This is a genomic window from Hymenobacter norwichensis DSM 15439, assembly GCF_000420705.1.
In the GTDB taxonomy this organism is placed as follows: Bacteria; Bacteroidota; Bacteroidia; order Cytophagales; family Hymenobacteraceae; genus Hymenobacter; species Hymenobacter norwichensis.
Window position 1 is genome coordinate 873,580 of record NZ_ATVL01000006.1, and the last position, 17,180, is coordinate 890,759.

16 protein-coding genes are annotated in these 17,180 nt (G+C 57.3%); 7 read left to right on the forward strand and 9 right to left on the reverse strand.

Translation table 11 applies throughout. From position 1 onward, the window contains the following. Nucleotides 1–99: 99 nt before the first annotated feature. The gene (locus tag G536_RS30355) at nucleotides 100–843 is read right to left on the reverse strand and encodes an HAD family hydrolase (protein WP_169515044.1); all 744 of its coding nucleotides are present in this window, start codon (nucleotides 841–843) and stop codon (nucleotides 100–102) included. A 352-nt stretch (nucleotides 844–1,195) separates the two neighbouring features. Between G536_RS30355 and G536_RS0104950 the strand changes: the two genes are divergently transcribed. The 3 genes from G536_RS0104950 (at nucleotide 1,196) to G536_RS0104960 (ending at nucleotide 4,247) form a co-directional block, all read left to right on the forward strand. Next, entirely contained in the window at nucleotides 1,196–1,693 is a 498-nt protein-coding gene (locus G536_RS0104950; protein WP_022822477.1) for a hypothetical protein, read from the forward strand. Nucleotides 1,694–2,032: 339 nt separating this feature from the next. Beyond that, nucleotides 2,033–3,160, forward strand: coding sequence for an adenylate/guanylate cyclase domain-containing protein (locus tag G536_RS30360; protein WP_022822478.1), 1,128 nt, complete (start codon nucleotides 2,033–2,035; stop codon nucleotides 3,158–3,160). Then, nucleotides 3,120–4,247, forward strand: a complete 1,128-nt coding sequence (locus tag G536_RS0104960; protein WP_022822479.1) for an MBL fold metallo-hydrolase — start codon at nucleotides 3,120–3,122, stop codon at nucleotides 4,245–4,247. The genes G536_RS30360 and G536_RS0104960 overlap by 41 nt, the downstream gene beginning before the upstream one ends. Before the next feature lie 224 nt (nucleotides 4,248–4,471). On the opposite strand, the gene G536_RS0104965 is transcribed toward G536_RS0104960, so the two are convergent. Beyond that, complete coding sequence (locus G536_RS0104965) at nucleotides 4,472–4,906, reverse strand: hypothetical protein (protein WP_022822480.1); 435 nt, start codon at nucleotides 4,904–4,906, stop codon at nucleotides 4,472–4,474. 103 nt (nucleotides 4,907–5,009) lie between these two features. Then, on the reverse strand, nucleotides 5,010–5,348 hold the full coding sequence (locus G536_RS0104970) for a winged helix-turn-helix transcriptional regulator (protein ID WP_022822481.1): 339 nt from the start codon (nucleotides 5,346–5,348) through the stop codon (nucleotides 5,010–5,012). A 145-nt stretch (nucleotides 5,349–5,493) separates the two neighbouring features. Here G536_RS0104970 and G536_RS0104975 point away from each other — a divergent pair, with 145 nt between their 5' ends. Beyond that, nucleotides 5,494–6,258, forward strand: coding sequence for an MBL fold metallo-hydrolase (locus G536_RS0104975; RefSeq protein ID WP_022822482.1), 765 nt, complete (start codon nucleotides 5,494–5,496; stop codon nucleotides 6,256–6,258). 135 nt (nucleotides 6,259–6,393) lie between these two features. Here the strand turns inward: G536_RS0104975 and G536_RS32040 are convergent, their stop codons facing one another. The 4 genes from G536_RS32040 to G536_RS26340 all read right to left on the reverse strand — a co-directional run bounded on the left by G536_RS32040 (nucleotide 6,394) and on the right by G536_RS26340 (nucleotide 12,137). Continuing rightward, nucleotides 6,394–6,531, reverse strand: a complete 138-nt coding sequence (locus tag G536_RS32040; protein WP_022822483.1) for a hypothetical protein — start codon at nucleotides 6,529–6,531, stop codon at nucleotides 6,394–6,396. 68 nt (nucleotides 6,532–6,599) lie between these two features. Beyond that, on the reverse strand, nucleotides 6,600–7,994 hold the full coding sequence (locus G536_RS30365) for a Fic family protein (protein WP_022822484.1): 1,395 nt from the start codon (nucleotides 7,992–7,994) through the stop codon (nucleotides 6,600–6,602). Nucleotides 7,995–8,019: 25 nt separating this feature from the next. Continuing rightward, nucleotides 8,020–10,158, reverse strand: coding sequence for a methylmalonyl-CoA mutase (gene scpA, locus G536_RS0104990; protein WP_022822485.1), 2,139 nt, complete (start codon nucleotides 10,156–10,158; stop codon nucleotides 8,020–8,022). Between the two features lie 194 nt (nucleotides 10,159–10,352). After that, complete coding sequence (locus tag G536_RS26340; protein ID WP_084708489.1) at nucleotides 10,353–12,137, reverse strand: methylmalonyl-CoA mutase family protein; 1,785 nt, start codon at nucleotides 12,135–12,137, stop codon at nucleotides 10,353–10,355. A gap of 298 nt (nucleotides 12,138–12,435) precedes the next feature. On the opposite strand from G536_RS26340, the gene G536_RS0105000 reads away from it, so the two are divergent. From G536_RS0105000 to dnaA, 3 genes are all read left to right on the forward strand, one after another. After that, on the forward strand, nucleotides 12,436–13,200 hold the full coding sequence (locus tag G536_RS0105000) for a 5'-nucleotidase C-terminal domain-containing protein (protein WP_022822487.1): 765 nt from the start codon (nucleotides 12,436–12,438) through the stop codon (nucleotides 13,198–13,200). Between the two features lie 91 nt (nucleotides 13,201–13,291). Further along, the gene (locus G536_RS0105005) at nucleotides 13,292–14,215 is read left to right on the forward strand and encodes a bifunctional metallophosphatase/5'-nucleotidase (RefSeq protein ID WP_022822488.1); all 924 of its coding nucleotides are present in this window, start codon (nucleotides 13,292–13,294) and stop codon (nucleotides 14,213–14,215) included. Nucleotides 14,216–14,368: 153 nt separating this feature from the next. After that, entirely contained in the window at nucleotides 14,369–15,859 is a 1,491-nt protein-coding gene (gene dnaA / locus G536_RS0105010; protein ID WP_022822489.1) for a chromosomal replication initiator protein DnaA, read from the forward strand. Nucleotides 15,860–15,957: 98 nt separating this feature from the next. Here dnaA and G536_RS0105015 read toward each other — a convergent pair whose 3' ends face one another. Together G536_RS0105015 and G536_RS0105020 are read right to left on the reverse strand one after the other, a co-directional pair. After that, complete coding sequence (locus G536_RS0105015) at nucleotides 15,958–16,449, reverse strand: hypothetical protein (RefSeq protein WP_022822490.1); 492 nt, start codon at nucleotides 16,447–16,449, stop codon at nucleotides 15,958–15,960. A gap of 146 nt (nucleotides 16,450–16,595) precedes the next feature. Further along, complete coding sequence (locus tag G536_RS0105020; protein ID WP_022822491.1) at nucleotides 16,596–17,024, reverse strand: OsmC family peroxiredoxin; 429 nt, start codon at nucleotides 17,022–17,024, stop codon at nucleotides 16,596–16,598. Nucleotides 17,025–17,180: the final 156 nt, after the last annotated feature.

A 17,180-nucleotide genomic window follows, 5' to 3' on the forward strand; every position in this document is an offset into this window, starting at 1 on the left:
GACTACTGTTACGTGGCTCGTAAGCAAATAAGAACGTCATGCAGAGGCGCCGCCGAAGCATGACGCTCTATTTGTTTATAGCTCTCCCATCGACAAGCGCTAGTATTGCTGGCCTGTGATTTTCCGCAGCGTATCGGCTAACGGTTCCAGGCTGGTAATTTCCTCGACGTTGATTAGTGGCCGGGTAGCGCCAAAACGGTTCAGCCACAGCGGCCGAATACCTACTTCCAGCGCCCCTATTACATCGGCAGTCCAATTGTCACCCACCATTACGGTTTCGGCGGCGCGGCTTTGCAGGCGTTCCAGCGCCACGTGGTAGATGCGCGGGTCGGGCTTGGGGATGCCCACATCTTCCGACGTAATCAGGGCGTCTACCAAGTGCGTCATGCCCAATTGCGCCAGCTTTTCCTGCTGCTCCGCGGTGCGGTTGTTGGTCACGATACCGATGCGGTAGTGCGGCTTCAAGGCTTCCAGCAGGACCAAGGCACCCGCCACCGGCCGGCGTAGGCGCTGGTAGCTGCCGTAGTGCTGCTCCACAAACTGGCTTATTGCCATGGGCGTAGTGGCGTAGCCGTACGGTCCCAGGAGCCGCTGAAAACGGATTTGGCGCGCCTCCAGGTGGCTGTACTCACCGGCCAACACTCGCGGGTGCATTTCCTCCAGTATTTCGCTGTACTGCTGATAGAGTACTTCCAAATCCACCCCCTGAAATTCGGGCAGGTCGGCAGTGCTGCTGGCCAGGGCTGCTCGCGCTGTGTTGGCGTGGTCAAAGAGGGTATCGTCTAAGTCGAAGAGAATGGTGGTAGGGCGCACAAACGTCAGGGACGGAGAGGGTGACAGCATAGGGGAAATGGCGTGAGCAAAGATTGGGTGGTTTTGGGGAACAACATTAAGCAACAAGCTGCTAGGGCGCATGGACTTCAAGCAGATCAACAAACCACAGCTTAAAAGGCCGTCATGCCTCGGCGGCGCCTGGAATGATGGCCTGTTTCAACTTATGAACGACAGGCATTAGCAGAAGATGCTACACAAGCTGTAGGGAAATAGTCGAATAGAATAGCTGATTGGTCGATTAACACCGGGGCTTGATAGAAGCGGGCCGAAACGAGGGGAATGCGGCACTTGGTTTGAAAGAGGACACACAGAACGCAACGTTCCACCCACATTTCAACCCCACTTTTCACTTCCCCATACCATGAAAAAGCAACTCTTCAGCCTCGCCCTTCTGCTCAGTCTCGGTACTTCTTTCGCTGGCACTTCTTTCGCCGCTACCTCTGCCGCCATCGGCCAGGAGCAGCGCCAGGACCGTGACCACGACAAAGGCAAAGGCGCCAAGAAAGGCCAGCGCGGCGCCCAACACCAGCAGCGCCGCCTCGACCAGATGGCCAAAGAACTCGACCTCAGCAGCAAGGACAAATCCAAAGTCGAGAAGATATTCCAGGAGCAACAGCAGCAGATGCAGGCCCTGCGCAGCCGCTCCAACTCCGCCGACCGCAGCCAGGCCATGGCCGAGCGCAAGCGCATCCAGGAAAGCACCGACAAAAAGTTGAAAGATGTGCTGTCGAAAAAGCAGTATGCCCAGTTTGAGGCCAAGCGCCAGGAGCGCCAGCGCCAAATGGCCGACCGGCACAACGACCGTCGGGGCAACGACCAGCGCGGCAATGACCGCCGCGACGCCAGCCGCCGCAGCTAAGCCCACTCATCTCACGTAAACAACCCGCCTCTTCCGGCTTCGGAGGGGGCGGGTTATTGCTTTTAAGACCTTAGAAAACTAGAAGCTAGTTCCCCTCCTCAGATGAGGAGGGGTTAGGGGTGGTTGATGGTCGTTGAACGACAACTAGCTCTAGTTTCTAGTTCTAGTTTTTCAACCACCCCTAGCCCCTCGCCGCTTGATGCGCGGAATCATCTGAGGAGGGGAACTAGCTTTTAGTTTCTAAACAGCTTATATATTCTTGTTGTAAAGTATTTCGAGTATCATTCCGTTATTAGTAGGTAGCGGCGCGAGTGTCCCGCTGTCAGCTTTCTTTCGTTTATGTCTATTGTCAGTGCTCACGCTGCCCGCCGCGCCCGTTTCTGGGCTGCTCAGCGCCATACGCTCCAAATAATTGGTAGTATCGGCGTTGTGTTTGTGGGGGTGCTCGAAGCTATGGCGCTGTTGCTGTGGGTGCCCCGGCAGGCGCTGTTGCCGCTGGCCATTGTCGGCTTCCCGATTGGGCTGGCGCTGGGCGTGCTGGAAGCCGTGGTGTTTCCAGCTTTGGTGCAGCGCGTAAAGCTGCGCACAGCCACTCTGCTGCAAGGCGTCGCGCATTTGCTGCTGCTAACCGTGCTCTACGGCGCCATTGTGTGGGTAGCGTACCTGCTCGATTTGCCCCAGCTCTGGATACCGCCCTCCGGCAAAACTCCTGGGCCGGTGCAGAATGCGCTGCGGGTATCCTTGATTTATATGTTTGCGGGAGTCGTGACGACGCTGGTGCGCCAGCTGCTGCTGCGCATGGACCGGCAGCGCCTGATGCAGCTGCTGGCGGGCCACTACCAACAGCCCGTCAGTGAAGACCGAATCTTCCTGTTCGTGGACTTGAAAGGCTCGACCCGCCTGGCCGAAACCCTAGGCAACGACCGATACAGCCGCCTCGTGCGCGACTTTTTCGCGGATGCTAGCGTGGCCATCGAAACCACCCGCGGCGAGGTGTACCAGTACGTCGGCGACGAAGTGGTGGTGACTTGGCCATCCAAGCTGGGGTTGTCGCATGCCAACGTGCTGCACTGCTTTTTCGAGATGCAGCACCGCATCGAGGAGCGCCAAGACTACTACCTGCGCAAGTATGGCGTGGTGCCCGAGTTCAAGGCTGGCGCCCACGGGGGCCAGGTTACCACGGTGCTAGTAGGCACGGCGCACCGGGAGTTAGTCTATCACGGCGACGTGCTCAACACCACGGCCCGCATTCAGGCCCAGTGCAATGCGCTGGGCAGCAAGTTCCTTGTTTCCGACAGCCTGCACCGCCAGCTAGGGGCGCAGCCCGAATATCAGTTCACCCAGCTTGGCAACCACCAATTGCGCGGCAAGGCCGGCGCTACTGAGCTGGTTGACGTACAGGAACGGGCATTTTACCAACCACTTCATGCGCAAACCCTTGAGAGTACTTGGCCGGCTGGCAATTAGCCTGTTGGCCGTATTGCTGGTGGCCGGCGTGGCCTTCGCCAACCTCAGCCCCGAGCTGGGCGGCAAACCCACCAAAGCCCAACGCGCCGCCTACGCCAAAACTGGCCGTTACGTAGATGGCGAATTCAAGAACCTGGTGCCTACCACCCTCATGACCGGCGAAGGCAGCATGTTCGGCACGCTGTGGCGGATGCTGTTCGATAAGCTCCCCGACGCCGACCCGCCCGGCCCGCTGCCCACCCAGCCCCTCGATTCAGTAAGCATCATCCGCAAAACCGCTGATATGGTGCGCGTAACGTGGTTTGGGCACTCGGCCAGCCTAGTGGAAATTGCGGGCCAGAACATCCTGCTCGACCCTATGCTCAGCGTGAAAATGGGGCCGCTTTCCTGGGTGACGCCCAAGCGCTACAACCCCTCGGTGGCCATTACCGCCGAGCAGCTGCCGCCCATTGCCGCCGTGCTCATCTCCCACGACCACTACGACCACCTCGACTACAAAACCATCCAGCGCATCAAGGACAAAGTAGGCCATTTCTACGTGCCGCTGGGCGTGGGCGCGCACCTGCTGGCCTGGGGTGTGGCGCCCGAGAAGGTGCAGGAGCTGGACTGGAACGACTCGGTGCAGCTGCCCGGGTTAACCATTGTGAGCACCCCAGCTCGCCACTTTTCCGGCCGTGGCCTCACCAACCGCAATTCCACATCCTGGAGCTCTTGGGTGTTGAAAACGCCCATCAAGCGCGTCTTCTACAGTGGCGACGGGGGCTACGCGCCGCACTTTGCCGCCATCGGCCAACAACACGGCCCCTTCGACCTGGCCCTAGTGGAGTGCGGCCAGTACGACGCGCAATGGGCCCAGATTCATATGCTGCCCGAGCAAAGCGTGCAAGCCGCCCTCGACGTACGGGCGCGGGTGATGCTGCCCGTGCATTGGGGCGCTTTCACGGAGGCCCACCACGCCTGGAACGAATCGGTGAAGCGCGCCACCGCCGCCGCGGCTCTCAAGTTTCTGCCCATCACCACGCCCGAACTCGGCCAGCCCATCACCCTCGGCGCCGGCCCGCTCCCGCAAGCCCGGTGGTGGGAGTAGAGTTGGTGACCGTCATGCCGAGATATTGAACGTCATTCCGAGCCTGCGAGGAATCTCGCGTGCTGACGTTGGATTACTAATCAGCAGTCAGCACGCGAGATTCCTCGCAGGCTCGGAATGGCGTTCAACGATTCAAGCGTCATGCAGAGCAGAGCAAAGTATGACGGGCTTACGTATCCCTTGAAACGAGAAACGGCCCGCTATTGCAGCGGGCCGTTTCTCGTTTAGGCAATTGTAGCCACATCAAGCGCTGTTTGTTCCGCCACGGAACCCGGCAGCCGCGTCCGGCTCAGCAGTTCGGCTAGCGGCGCGGGCAACTCCGACACCAGTAGCGGCCGAAGTGGCCGGGCCACCAAGTGGTAGCGCGTATCGGCGCGCTCGTGCAGGCGGGTTTTCTCGAACGAAAACAGCCCGCGCCGGGCGTAGCGGGCAAAGCTCTGGTAGCTGCTTGCCTCTTCCGCGCCGTTTGCTATTTCCGCCACCTCAAGTTCCGGCAGCGTTAGGAAGTACTGGTGCAGTTCCAGCAGCACCTCCTGCGAAGCCGCTACCGATTCGGGCAGTATGCCGCCGCCGGATGCTACGTGCAGGATATGGCCGTTGCCATCGATGGCAAACCAGTCGATGTCGGCGTCTTCTTGATCTATTTCGTCGATGCGCATGAAACTCTGAGTTGATGGATACCCTTGCAAGGCTAGCCAAGTACGGGTATTGTCGCCGGGCTGTTCTTACTGGGTAGCACTTCATGTGCCGTTAGGAGCACCGTCAGGAAATCTGTACCACACCTTCTATATGGGTTAGCGCCCATTGCTCTAGTTGCTGCAGAATAGGGGCTAGCTCCCGGCCTTTGCTGGAAAGGTGGTAGGTGACTTCGGGCGGAAAGCCGTTGTGTACGGTGCGCTCCACCAAGGTGGCCGCTTCCAACTGGCGCAATTGTTCCAGCATCACCTTCTTCGACACGCGCGGAATCTCGCGCCACAGCTCCGTGAACCGCATTGGGCCCGACGACAAGTGAAACAGGATAATCGGCTTCCATTTGCCCGATATCTGGTCGAGAGCCACTTTGGCGGCGCAGCATTCGATGTCGTGGTAGGTATGGCGCATGGGTTGGAAACGAAAAGGTGAACAGGTAACCAGCAGGTAACCTTCTTGAGCCGGCAGGGGGGTAGGAGTACTTTTGACCGGAGGATGCTGGCTGTCGGGAACGGCGGCGGCGTCCAATCAAGGTAGTGCTTAACCCGCTTTTTCGATGCAAGTTCAATTAATTCGTCATGCTACGCTGCTGCTGAGGGTGGCCGGCAAAACCATCCTGGTAGATCCTATGCTGGCGCCCCGCTTCCAGTACGACCCCGTGCCTAGGTCCGCCGGCAATGACCAGCGTATCCCGCTGGTAGACCTGCCTTTCGCCTCCGACGAGTTACCCCAGTTGCTGGCCTCGCTCGATGCCGTGCTGCTCACCCATACGCACCCCGACCACTGGGATGCCACCACGCAAGAACTCCTCGATAAACACTTGCCCATCCTGTCGCAGCCAGCCGATACGGAAACGCTACGCGCCCAAGGCTTCACGAACGTGCAGCCGATTGAAAACCAACTCGACTGGGAAGGCATCCGGCTATACCGCACCGGCGGCCAGCACGGCACCGGCGAAATCGGGCAGCAGATGGGTACCGTTTCGGGCTTTGTGGTGGAGGCCGAGCAAGCGCGCCTCTACATTGCCGGCGACACCATCTGGTGCGAAGAAGTAAGCGCCGCCCTCGACCACTACCAGCCCACTGCCATCGTGCTGAATGCCGGTGCGGCTCAGTTCCTAGTAGGCGACCCTATCACGATGACGGCCGCCGAGGTAGTGAAAGTGGCCCAGTACGCGCCCCAGGCCACGGTGTACGCCATCCATACCGAAACCGTCAACCATTGTACCGAAGACCGCGCCACCATCCAAAAACTAGTGGAGCAACACGACCTAACGAATCGAGTACACGTGCCAGCTGATGGCGAATGGATAACGATTTAGAAGCATAGGCAGCAACCGCCTACTCTGTAAGTGGCGGCTGAACCAAGCGTTCTGACATAAAAGTAAAATGGCCCGTTAGTAACGCGCCGTTTTACTTTTATGCAGTGCTAGAGGCACACAGATAATTAAACTTTGCTACAGCACTCCTGCGAAGCCGCCACCGACTTGGGTAGTATCCCGCCACCGGATGCTGCAATGTAGGATATGGCTGTTGCCATCGGTGGCAAACCAGTCGATGTCGGCGTCTTCGTGATCTATTTCGTCGATGCGCATGAGTTGTTGTAATATAAATTATGAAAAAACACACAATTAAATACTGTATTATGTGCCTTCATAAATTCTTACACCTTGGTAATCCTGGATTCTATATATTCATAAAGCTTATTAGCTATCTGATAATTTATATTATTGATAATTTCTTCGTTATAAGAAGAAAGGTACATGGAGTCGGAAAGCTTGTCATTCCAATGGAAATTCAGTGTAGACGAATCTGAGCTTGTCGTGGTTACGGCTGCTCTTACTTCAAAATAGTCTAATTTAAACGTGAAGGCTACAAGTACTCCAGCATCAAATCCATTTTTTTCCTGTCGAAAATAATGGAATCCTTTAAATACACTTATGAATTCTATCGTGTCTTTTCTTGTTGCAACAGCTTTCTTTAATTTCTCGCTTACATGAACAAAGTCTTTTTGTTCTTCAATAAAGCTCTCTTTTAAAGAATTTGATACAATGCGACTGGTGTATATTTTTTTAGTAAATAATTCCCCGAATTTATCAGTTTGTTGATCCAAGTCTCTAGTCCAGGGCTCTATTAATATTTTGTATATATTTTCTTGATATTTTTCGTTCCAAAGTATTTTAGCACTATCATTATTTGTAATTAATACTTGCTTCTTTAATAGCGCCAACTTTTTATCCAAGTCATTAGGCTCGTTAATAGATTCTCCTTTAGCAGCACGAATCATAAGTTGTAAGGAGGCGGTCACATTCTCGCTGATAAAGCGAAAGAACGGTTCTATATTGCCAGCATCAGCTTCTGCTAAGGCTGCTAGGTAGCGGTTGCGGTCCGTAGCTTTGATAACAGTCATAGGATATCCGCTACGCATCAGAATCAGATTCATTAGCAGGCGTGACATGCGCCCGTTGCCATCATCGAAGGGGTGAATGCGAACGAAGCGGTAGTGAAACTCAGCAGCCAAGGCTACAGGATGCAATGTGGCTTGTTCGGCCTCTTGACGGTACCAGTCCACAAGGTCCATCATTTTGCCAGGCGTTTCCTCAGGGCTGGCGAAGTAGAACATTTCGCCAGTGGCCGTCTGCACGTTGTTGGGGCCAGATTTGTAGCGGCCCGGCTGAATGTGCTTGCGGGTCGGCTGTCCGTCGGGCGTTTGCGCTGGTACGTCGTAGCCTTCGCCTAACAACACTTCGTGCATGCCTCGAATAAACTGCTCAGTTAAAGGGCGTTCATCCCGCACAATTTCCTCCAGCCAAAGCACCGCTTCATTGTGGCCTTTTATGTCCAGATGGTCACGTATGGGTTTGCCAGCGGCGGTGAGGCCATGTAGCAGGAGTGAGCGAGTTTCGCCAAGCGTTAAGGAGTTGCCTTCAATAGCATTGGAGTTATAATTCCAGTCTAGCCGAAATTTTTGCAAAACGCGCGCCTCTTGTTCTGGTGAGAGAGGGCGCAATTCATCCAATTCCTTTTTTAATCTGTCTACTTCTGCGAACAGAGACATATAACGCGGCTTAATCAGTTATTACTTATTCTTCCCCCAGCCTCTCCAATATCTCCTGCGCCGCTACGGCAATGACGGTTCCCGGACCATATACCCCGGCCACGCCAGCGTTGTATAGGAAATCGTAGTCCTGGGCGGGGATGACGCCGCCGGCAATGACTAGGATGTCTTCGCGGCCGAGCTGCTGTAGCTCTTGGATGAGCTGCGGAATTAGGGTCTTGTGGCCGGCGGCGAGGCTGCTCACGCCCACTACGTGCACGTCGTTTTCGGCCGCTTGGCGGGCTACTTCGTCGGGGGTTTGGAAGAGGGGGGCAATGTCCACGTCGAAGCCCACGTCGGCGAAGGAAGTGGCAATGATTTTCGAGCCCCGGTCGTGGCCGTCCTGGCCCATTTTGGCCACCATCATGCGGGGGCGGCGGCCTTCTTTGGCGGCAAAGTCGTCGGCTGCCTGGCGGGCTTTGGCAAATTCTGCGTCGTAGTCCATTTCCTGCGAGTAAACGCCCGATACCGTACGGATGGTCGCTTGGTGGCGTCCGTACACCACTTCCAGCGCATCCGAAATTTCGCCGAGGGTTGCGCGCAAGCGGCCGGCCTGCACGGCCAGGGCCAGTAAGTTGTCGTTGCCGGAGCGGGCGGCTTCCGTTAGGGCGGTGAGGGCCTGCTGCACGGCGGCGTTGTCGCGCTCCGCTTTCATGGTATTGAGGCGCGCAATCTGTGACTCCCGCACGGCGGCGTTGTCGATGTCGAGGATTTCGATTTGCGTTTCCTGGGCCTGTTGCTCCGGGGTGAGGCGGTAGCGGTTCACGCCCACAATCACCTCCTTACCCGAGTCGATGCGGGCCTGCTTGCGGGCCGAGGCTTCCTCGATGCGCAGCTTGGGCAGGCCGGTTTCAATGGCCTTGGCCATGCCGCCCAACTCTTCCACTTCCTGAATCAGCGCCCAGGCTTTGTTGGCCAGCTCGTGGGTGAGGGTTTCCACGTAATAGGAGCCGCCCCAGGGGTCCACCACGCGGGTAATGTCGGTTTCGTGCTGGAGGTAGAGCTGCGTGTTGCGGGCAATGCGGGCCGAGAAGTCGGTGGGCAGGGCAATGGCCTCGTCGAGGGCGTTGGTGTGCAGGCTTTGAGTGCCACCCAGCGCGGCGGCCAGGGCCTCAATGGCGGTGCGGGCCACGTTGTTGAACGGGTCCTGCTCGGTGAGCGAGTAGCCCGAGGTCTGGCAGTGCGTGCGCAGCGCCAAGCTCTTAGGGTTCTGCGGCTCGAACTGCTTCAGCAGCTTGGCCCACAGCAACCGGCCGGCCCGGAGCTTGGCAATTTCCATGAAGTGGTTCATGCCAATAGCCCAGAAAAACGACAGCCGCGGCGCAAACTGGTCGATGGTCATGCCCGCCGCCAAGCCCGCCCGCACGTACTCCAGGCCATCGGCCAGGGTGTAGGCCAGCTCTAAGTCGGCGGTGGCGCCGGCTTCCTGCATGTGGTAGCCGCTGATGCTGATGGAGTTGAACTTAGGCATGTTCTGCGCCGTGTAGGCGAAGATGTCGGCAATGATGCGCATGCTCGGCTGCGGCGGGTAGATGTACGTGTTGCGCACCATGAACTCCTTCAGAATATCGTTCTGAATGGTGCCCGCCAGCTTGTCCGGTGTCACGCCCTGTTCCTCGGCCGCCACTATATAAAAGGCCATAATGGGCAGCACCGCCCCGTTCATGGTCATGCTCACCGACATCTGGTCCAGCGGAATCTGGTCGAAGAGAATCTTCATGTCCTCCACCGAATCAATAGCCACGCCCGCCTTGCCCACGTCGCCCACCACCCGCGGGTGGTCGGAGTCGTAGCCGCGGTGCGTAGCCAAGTCAAACGCCACCGAAAGGCCTTTCTGCCCGCCTGCCAGGTTGCGCCGGTAGAAGGCGTTGCTTTCCTCGGCCGTGCTGAAGCCCGCGTACTGCCGCACGGTCCAGGGGTTTTGCACGTACATAGTAGGGTAAGGGCCGCGCAAATACGGCGCCTGCCCCGCCCCAAACCCCAGGTGCTCGAAGTCTGCCACATCTTCAGCCGTGTAGTGGCTCTTGAGCTGAATGCCCTCGGGCGTGGTAATGGCAGCTTCCGCAGTAGGCGTTTCGGGCAGCGGGGCAGCGTTATAGGCTATTTGGGAGAAGTTGGGTTTCATCGGTGGGGAGAATAGGGCAATAAGGTAACTATCTAGAAACTAGCTCCCCTCCTCAGATGAGGAGGGGTTGGGGGTGGTTGAAGACTAGAATTAGAAACTAGAGCTAGGTAGTCGTTCAACGATCAGTCAACCACCCCCAACCCCTCCTCATCTGAGGAGGGGAGCTAGTTTCTAGCACACTAGATCATACTTCTTCATTTCCCTTGCAAGCGGGCCAATACATCTTCGGTGCTGTAGCCTTGCACCGTGAACTCTTGGAAGCCAAATACGCGCACGGCTTCCTGCATGGTCACTAAGTCGGCGGTGAGGAGCACAGGTGGTACAAACGTGCTGTCGTCGGGGGCAATGTGCAGGATATAGCGCGCAAACTGCCCGAACTGCTCGGGCGTGGCGTACATCAGCGTGGCTTCCTCGGGCGACGAAAACAGCACCGACAACGTGCCGGTAGGGTGCGCCTCGTGGATGGCCGGCTGTTCTTTTCCCGGCAGCAACCTCAAAAACGACTCCTCAATCAGCTGATTGGTATGCGCGCCCAGCAGCACCACCGCCGCCCGCTTCTTGCGTTTCTCGCGCCGCTCGAAGTGCAGGCTGGTAGCCAGCCGCAGCACCTCCGATGGGTACGTAGCCCGCGTCGAGTCGAACTCCCGGCTGCGCAACAGCTTCTTGGGGTTGAAGTCGAACTGCTCCCGCGTGTTTTGGAAACGGTTGGTGCCTACTACTACCTGCTCGCCGGTGGCAATGCGCCGGAACTGCGCTTGCGCGGCGGTGTGCAGCTCCTGCATCACCCTACCAACAGCCTTGGGCAAACCGCCTTCCTCTTCAATCTGCTGAAACAGTGCCCAAGCTTCCCGCGCCAGCGTGTCAGTCAGGGTTTCCAGGTAATACGAACCGGCGGCGGCATCCTGCACCTGCCCCAAACCCGCTTCCTCGCGCAGCAGCACCGATAGGTTACGGGCCAGCCGGTCGGAAAATTCGTTGGGGTCGTGGAACAGGCTGTCGAAGGGCCGGATGCTGAGGGTATCGGCGCCGCCGAGCACGGCACTCATGGCTTCGGTAGTAGCCCGCAGCAGGTTGGTGTGCGCATCCAGCGTGGTTTGGCTCCAAGACGAGGTTTCGGCCAGAATGCGTAGCGGAGTCGTTGCCAGTGAGAGGCCATACGCATGCAGCAGCGTGGACCAGAGCTGCCGTAGTGCCCGCAGCTTCGTAATTTCAAAAAAGTAGTTTGGGTTGATGGCTACGTGCACCCGCAGCGCTGCTGCCACCTCGGCGGTAGAAAGCGTGTCGGTGGGTAGCTCGTTGAGGTAGGCGGCGGCGGCGGCCAGCGAGAAGGCAATCTGCTGGGTAACGGTGCCGCCCCGATTGCCGAAAAATGCCGCGTTCAGCGTCAAACCCTGAAAATCGGGCATCGTGCGCGTGAGCGTCAGTACTTCCCGCAGCTCCTGAAACTGCCCCTTCAAATCGGGTAAATGGTCGGTGAGGGGGTCGAATTGCAGAAAGCCGCGCAGCTCCGGGGCGCCAGTAGCCAACAGCCGCTGCACGAAGCTAGCCGGCGCGGCCGTGAGCGAGTAACCGATGTACGTGGCATCGAGCGGCAAATGCGCGTGCAGAAATTCCACGTCGAAAGCCGCCGTATCGGCTAGCACAAAGTGCGCCCCATCGGCCCCGCGCCTCAGGGCATCGGCAGCGCGCAGAATGGCGGCGCGGCCTTTTTCCCCGGCTGCCACGGGATAAGTGGGCACATTGCGCCACCCGTTGCTAGTCGCGCCTGGGTGCAGCTGGGGTGCTGGCGCGGCGGGCAAAGTGGCCAGGGCCTCGCGGTGGTAGAACGGCTCCAGCATAAAGCCGTCGGGCGTGTGCCAGCGTAGCGTGGCTGGGTCTGCGCCTTTCAGGTCACGCGCAATGCGCGCCTGCCAGCCCTCCGTGCTCATCGGTTCAAACTCGGCAAAGGAAACAGACACGGGGCGCGGCGTATCAGACATAAGGAAACGTGGGAAGGAGGCTGGAAGCGGAAACGGCTAAAGATACCAGTCGGGCGGGAAACGATGCGCCAGAAAGCCCCAAGGCAGTAAAAGTGTACGCACGATAGGCGACTTGGTGCCGCCACGCAAAAAATGAACTTCCGGCCTTTCATTGCCCTTTAATGCCTGTCTGCAAAGCCGCCGCGCCTCCTATCAAGGAGTGGCCAGCACCGGGCAGCCATTACCGACTTTCGGGGTGGGCTTCCGTCGAACCGTTCGGATGAGTTACCTTTGTAGTCCGTTCCTCCAGTTTTCTGCCATGCACCTGTTTCCTTCACGTCTGGCGGCGCTAAGCCTGCTCGCTACTTTGGCTCTTTCAACGGCTTGCCAGCGTAGCGCATACGTAGCCAAACCGCAGTTGGCGCCTGTTACGTCCCAGCCCGTCAGTTCCGCGCTGCCCGACGACGCCACGGCCCTAGCTACCATTGCGCCGTACCAGCAGCGCGTTACCGACCAGATGGCTATGGTACTAGGTACGGCGCCAGTTGCTATTACCAAGAATTCGGGCGAGTCGCCGTTGGCCAACTTTGTGGCCGACTTGCAGCGCACCCGTGCCAGCCGCGAAATGGGTACTCCTATTGATTTGGGCGTTATGACCAACGGTGGGTTGCGGGCGCCTCTGCCGGCCGGCCCCATCACCATGGGCTCGGTGTTCGAGCTGATGCCGTTTGAAAACGAGTTGGTGGTGCTGGATGCCTCTGGTACAGTGGTGCAGCAGTTCTTCGACTATGCGGCCCGCGTGAAAATGGCAGTTTCCGGCGCTACCTATACCGCCACGCCCGACGGCAAAGCCACGGCCATCCTCATCAACGGACAGTTGTTCAATCCCGCCCAGGACCGGCTCTACACCATTGCCATTTCCGACTATCTAGCCGGCGGCGGCGACCAGCTGACGTTCTTCAAAACCATCAAACCCCGAGACACCGGCGTGCTGTTGCGCACCGCCATTGTCGAGCAGATTCAGGAGCTCAACAAGCAAGGCAAACCCGTGGAAGCCCGCATAGAAAACCGGGTGAAGTTTTGAGTAAATGAGCAATCAACTAGCTGAGTAATCAGTTATCAAGTTGCTCTTCCATTCAGCCATTTACTCACCTACTTAGTTACTGTTACATCAAGTGAACCGTCGCGAATTTCTTAAGCATACTGGAGTTGGAGCCGCGGGCGTAGGTCTGCTGGGGCTGAGCGTGCCGGCCGTAGCCGAAACCAAGGCAGACCGGCTGGTAATTTTGCATACCAATGATATGCACTCCCGCATCGAGCCATTCCCTGCTAATGCCGCGCAGTACGCCGGTATGGGTGGCATGGCACACCGGGCCAGCCTCATCAAGCAAATTCGGGCGCAGGAACCGCACGTGCTGCTCCTCGATTCCGGCGACATTTGGCAGGGCACTCCGTACTTCAACTTCTTCATGGGTGAGCTAGAATACAAGCTCATGAGCCAGATGCAGTACGATGCCAGCACCCTCGGCAACCACGATTTCGATAACGGCCTGGAAGGCTTGCAGAAGCAGCTTCCCAACGCTACTTTTCCCTTCCTGATTGCCAACTACGACTTCTCGAACACCATTCTGGCGGGCCGGTTCCAGCCGTATAAGGTATTCGAGAAAGCCGGTCACCGCATTGGCGTCTTCGGGCTCGGCATTGAAATGGCGGGCTTGGTAGCTGATAAGAACTTCGGTGCCACCAAGTACCTCGACCCCATCGCCACTGCCAACGCCATGGTAGCCAAGTTGCGCGGTGCCGAAAAGTGCGACCTAGTAATCTGCCTCTCGCACCTGGGCTATAAGTACCAAGGCCAGAAAGTAGACGACTTCAAGCTAGCTGCCGGCGCCCCTGGCATCGACCTGATTCTGGGCGGCCACACCCACACCTTCCTCGACAAGCCCGACGTGGTAGCCGGCCCCAACGGCCACCAGACCCTTATTAACCAGGTGGGCTGGTCAGGCATCAACTTAGGCCGCCTCGACTATACGTTTGAACGGGGTACCCGCCGCCCAACAGTGGCTATGGCTGGTGTAGTGCCCGTGCGCGCTGCCTGATAAAAGCTCGACAAATGCAAGTGAAAAAAGGGTTTTTTGTCTCCTGAGTTTTCCACATTTTTGTCTCCCTTTATAAAAAACGGGCCTCTATGAGGCCCGTTCGCGCCTCCTCTATTCTGCCCACGCACCCGCTGCTTTTGTTGTAACTACTTGATGTTGAAGGATTGCCATACAGTCTGGGCCAACTGCCTTCGCGTCATCCAAGCTGCCATTGGTGAGCAGAGCTTCCGCACGTGGTTTCTACCCATTGCGCCGGTGGCGTTGCAAAACAACGTACTTATTATTCAGGTGCCCAGTACCTATTTCTATGAGTTTCTGGAGGAGCACTACGTAGAGGAGCTGAAGCGGGCAATTCACCAGGAATTAGGTCCCGATGGCCGCCTGGAGTACAGCATTGTAGTAGACCAGGGCAACAGCCAGAACCAGCCGCGCACCCTCAACCTGCCAACCACCCGCAAAGCCACTGGCCCCGCGCCGGTAGCCACGCCCGCCGCCGCGCTAGCCACGGGCCCTATGTCGTCGTCGGCGCGTAACGTGGCTGCTGCTGCTGCCGCGCCGCCACAGGCCATGCTGCGTAACCCGTTCGAGGCCAGCAAAGCTGTGGACCGCCACTACCTGCATTCGCAGCTCAATGGCAGCTACACTTTTGAGAACTACATCGAGGGCGACTGTAACCGGCTGTCGCGCTCGGCGGGGTTGGCCGTGGCCAACAAGCCCGGCACCACCAGCTTCAATCCGCTGATGATTTATGGCGGCGTTGGCCTTGGTAAAACGCACTTGGTGCAAGCCATCGGCAACCACATCAAGGCCAGTAACTCCGACAAGTTTGTGCTGTATGTGTCGGCCGAGAAGTTTACTAATCAGTTCATCGAGAGTTTGCGGGCCAACGCGGTGCAGGACTTCGCCAACTTCTATTTGCTGGTGGACATCCTGATTCTCGACGACGTGCAGTTTCTGTCAGGCAAGGACAAGACGCAGGAGATGTTCTTCCACATCTTCAATCACTTGCACCAAGCCGGCAAGCAGATTGTAATGACCTCCGACCGGCCCCCGCGCGACTTGGTGGGTCTGGAAGACCGGCTGTTGTCGCGCTTTAAATGGGGCCTCACCGCCGACTTGCAAAGCCCCGACTTCGAGACGCGTATGGCCATCATCCAAAACAAAATGCAGCAGGATGGCATCGACATCCCGCCGCAAGTGGTGGAATACTTGGCGCATTCCGTAAACACCAACGTGCGCGAACTGGAAGGCGTGTTGATTTCCCTGGTAGCGCAAAGTAGCCTCAACCGCCGCGAAATTGACCTGGAAATGGCTAAGCAAGCGCTCCGCCATATTATCGAGGAAGTGGAGGCCGAGGTCAACATCGACTTTATTCAGAAAACCTGCGCCGAGTATTTCAGCGTGCCGTTGGATTTGCTGAAGGCAAAAACCCGTAAAAAGGAAGTGGTAACGGCGCGGCAAGTAGCCATGTATTTTGCCAAGGAACACACCAGCCACTCGCTGAAAAGTATCGGCCACCACTTCGGCGGGCGCGACCATAGCACTGTCATTCACTCCGTGCAAACCGTGTCGGACCTAATTGATTCCGATAAGAGCTTCCGCGGCCAGATTGTAGAGCTTCGCAAGAAATTCGCCGGCAAGTAGAAGCAGATTTCCGAGTTACAGTTTCCGCACAAAAGGCAAGGCCCGCACTGCTACAGCAGTGCGGGCCTTGCCTTTTGTGCGGAAATAATTCTGGATACCTACGCTGCGTTGCCTTCCTGGAGCGGAATCTGGTATTGGGCGGCGAAGGCGCGGAGTTGCTCCATGAGCAAGCGGCGGCGCTTACGGCCGCGCACTTCGCGCAAGCTCAAGGCATGAGTACCTTCCTCTCTGGTATGTAGGCGTATCTGGCGGGGTACCAGCTCTATGCGGGTGATGCTTTCGGCGGCAAACACCTGCTTGGGGCGAAACAGTCCGCCTTTGTGTACAATGTAACCCGGCGTGAATTCTAAGTAGCTCTGGGTGCCAAACACCGGCGCGTTATGCACCAGCACGTAGCCGATGTAAATCAGGCTGAACACCAAAAACGCGTAATGCAGGAAGTGCATATCGTTCAGGCCGCTGTCCGTGACAATCAGGGCCAGCGTGTAACCTACCCAAACAATACCGAAGAACATCTGCCCCCAGAACGGAATGCGCGATGTGTTGGCGGGTTGGAGGCGGATGCGGGTAGAAGTAGAAGCTGAAGGCATAGCGGCGTAGATGGTCGCAACAAAGGGCAAAGAAAGCGAAAAACCGGCAACGCGGAAGGCGAAGCCGGTTTATTCAGTTGCCAGTTGTTTAGTTGTCAGCTGTGAGTAGCTTAACAACTGGAAACTGATAAGTGATAACTCGCAACTTATTTCAGCGTGGCCGACGCAAGTTCCATTTCGGGTACGGCGCTCAGCAATTGCGAAATTGGGCAGTGCTCTTTGGCATTCTCGGCTTGCTTCTGGAATTCCTCCTGCGAAATACCTTCCACTTCCCCCTCAGTAGTGAGGACGATTTTTACCACTTTTGGTACGTCGCCGGATGTATCTAGCGTTACTTTCGATTCAGTACGAATCTGCTTTACCTGGGCACCGGCTTTAGTGAGTTGGCCCGTGAGGAACATGGTGTAGCAGCCTGCGTGAGCCGCGCCAATCAGTTCCTCAGGATTGGTGCCTTTCTGGCCTTCAAACCGGGCGCCTACTGAATAAGGAGCCGAAACAGTGCCGCTTTGGGTGCTAATAGTACCGCTGCCTTTGATGTCGCCGTTCCATTCGGCTTTGCCACGTTGGTTGATCATGGTGTGGGTTGATTGAGTAGTTGAACTGTTGAGTTGGTGCCGGTAATACGGATTGCCGGCAAATATGGGTACAGTCTTCTGATGTCCGCGCATCTTAGCGGCCTTCTATCTTTGGCGCGGGGGCCAGCTAGTCCTAAAGGGCTATGCACCCATTCA

What these genes read in the sequence shown, in the direction of transcription:
- G536_RS30355 (WP_169515044.1), bottom strand. Translation starts at nt 843, where the DNA reads ATGCTGTCACCCTCTCCGTCCCTGACGTTTGTGCGCCCTACCACCATT.
- G536_RS0104950 (WP_022822477.1), top strand. Translation starts at nt 1,196, where the DNA reads ATGAAAAAGCAACTCTTCAGCCTCGCCCTTCTGCTCAGTCTCGGTACT.
- G536_RS30360 (WP_022822478.1), top strand. Translation starts at nt 2,033, where the DNA reads ATGTCTATTGTCAGTGCTCACGCTGCCCGCCGCGCCCGTTTCTGGGCT.
- G536_RS0104960 (WP_022822479.1), top strand. Translation starts at nt 3,120, where the DNA reads ATGCGCAAACCCTTGAGAGTACTTGGCCGGCTGGCAATTAGCCTGTTG.
- G536_RS0104965 (WP_022822480.1), bottom strand. Translation starts at nt 4,906, where the DNA reads ATGCGCATCGACGAAATAGATCAAGAAGACGCCGACATCGACTGGTTT.
- G536_RS0104970 (WP_022822481.1), bottom strand. Translation starts at nt 5,348, where the DNA reads ATGCGCCATACCTACCACGACATCGAATGCTGCGCCGCCAAAGTGGCT.
- G536_RS0104975 (WP_022822482.1), top strand. Translation starts at nt 5,494, where the DNA reads ATGCAAGTTCAATTAATTCGTCATGCTACGCTGCTGCTGAGGGTGGCC.
- G536_RS32040 (WP_022822483.1), bottom strand. Translation starts at nt 6,531, where the DNA reads ATGCGCATCGACGAAATAGATCACGAAGACGCCGACATCGACTGGTTT.
- G536_RS30365 (WP_022822484.1), bottom strand. Translation starts at nt 7,994, where the DNA reads ATGTCTCTGTTCGCAGAAGTAGACAGATTAAAAAAGGAATTGGATGAA.
- scpA (WP_022822485.1), bottom strand. Translation starts at nt 10,158, where the DNA reads ATGAAACCCAACTTCTCCCAAATAGCCTATAACGCTGCCCCGCTGCCC.
- G536_RS26340 (WP_084708489.1), bottom strand. Translation starts at nt 12,137, where the DNA reads ATGTCTGATACGCCGCGCCCCGTGTCTGTTTCCTTTGCCGAGTTTGAA.
- G536_RS0105000 (WP_022822487.1), top strand. Translation starts at nt 12,436, where the DNA reads ATGCACCTGTTTCCTTCACGTCTGGCGGCGCTAAGCCTGCTCGCTACT.
- dnaA (WP_022822489.1), top strand. Translation starts at nt 14,369, where the DNA reads ATGTTGAAGGATTGCCATACAGTCTGGGCCAACTGCCTTCGCGTCATC.
- G536_RS0105015 (WP_022822490.1), bottom strand. Translation starts at nt 16,449, where the DNA reads ATGCCTTCAGCTTCTACTTCTACCCGCATCCGCCTCCAACCCGCCAAC.
- G536_RS0105020 (WP_022822491.1), bottom strand. Translation starts at nt 17,024, where the DNA reads ATGATCAACCAACGTGGCAAAGCCGAATGGAACGGCGACATCAAAGGC.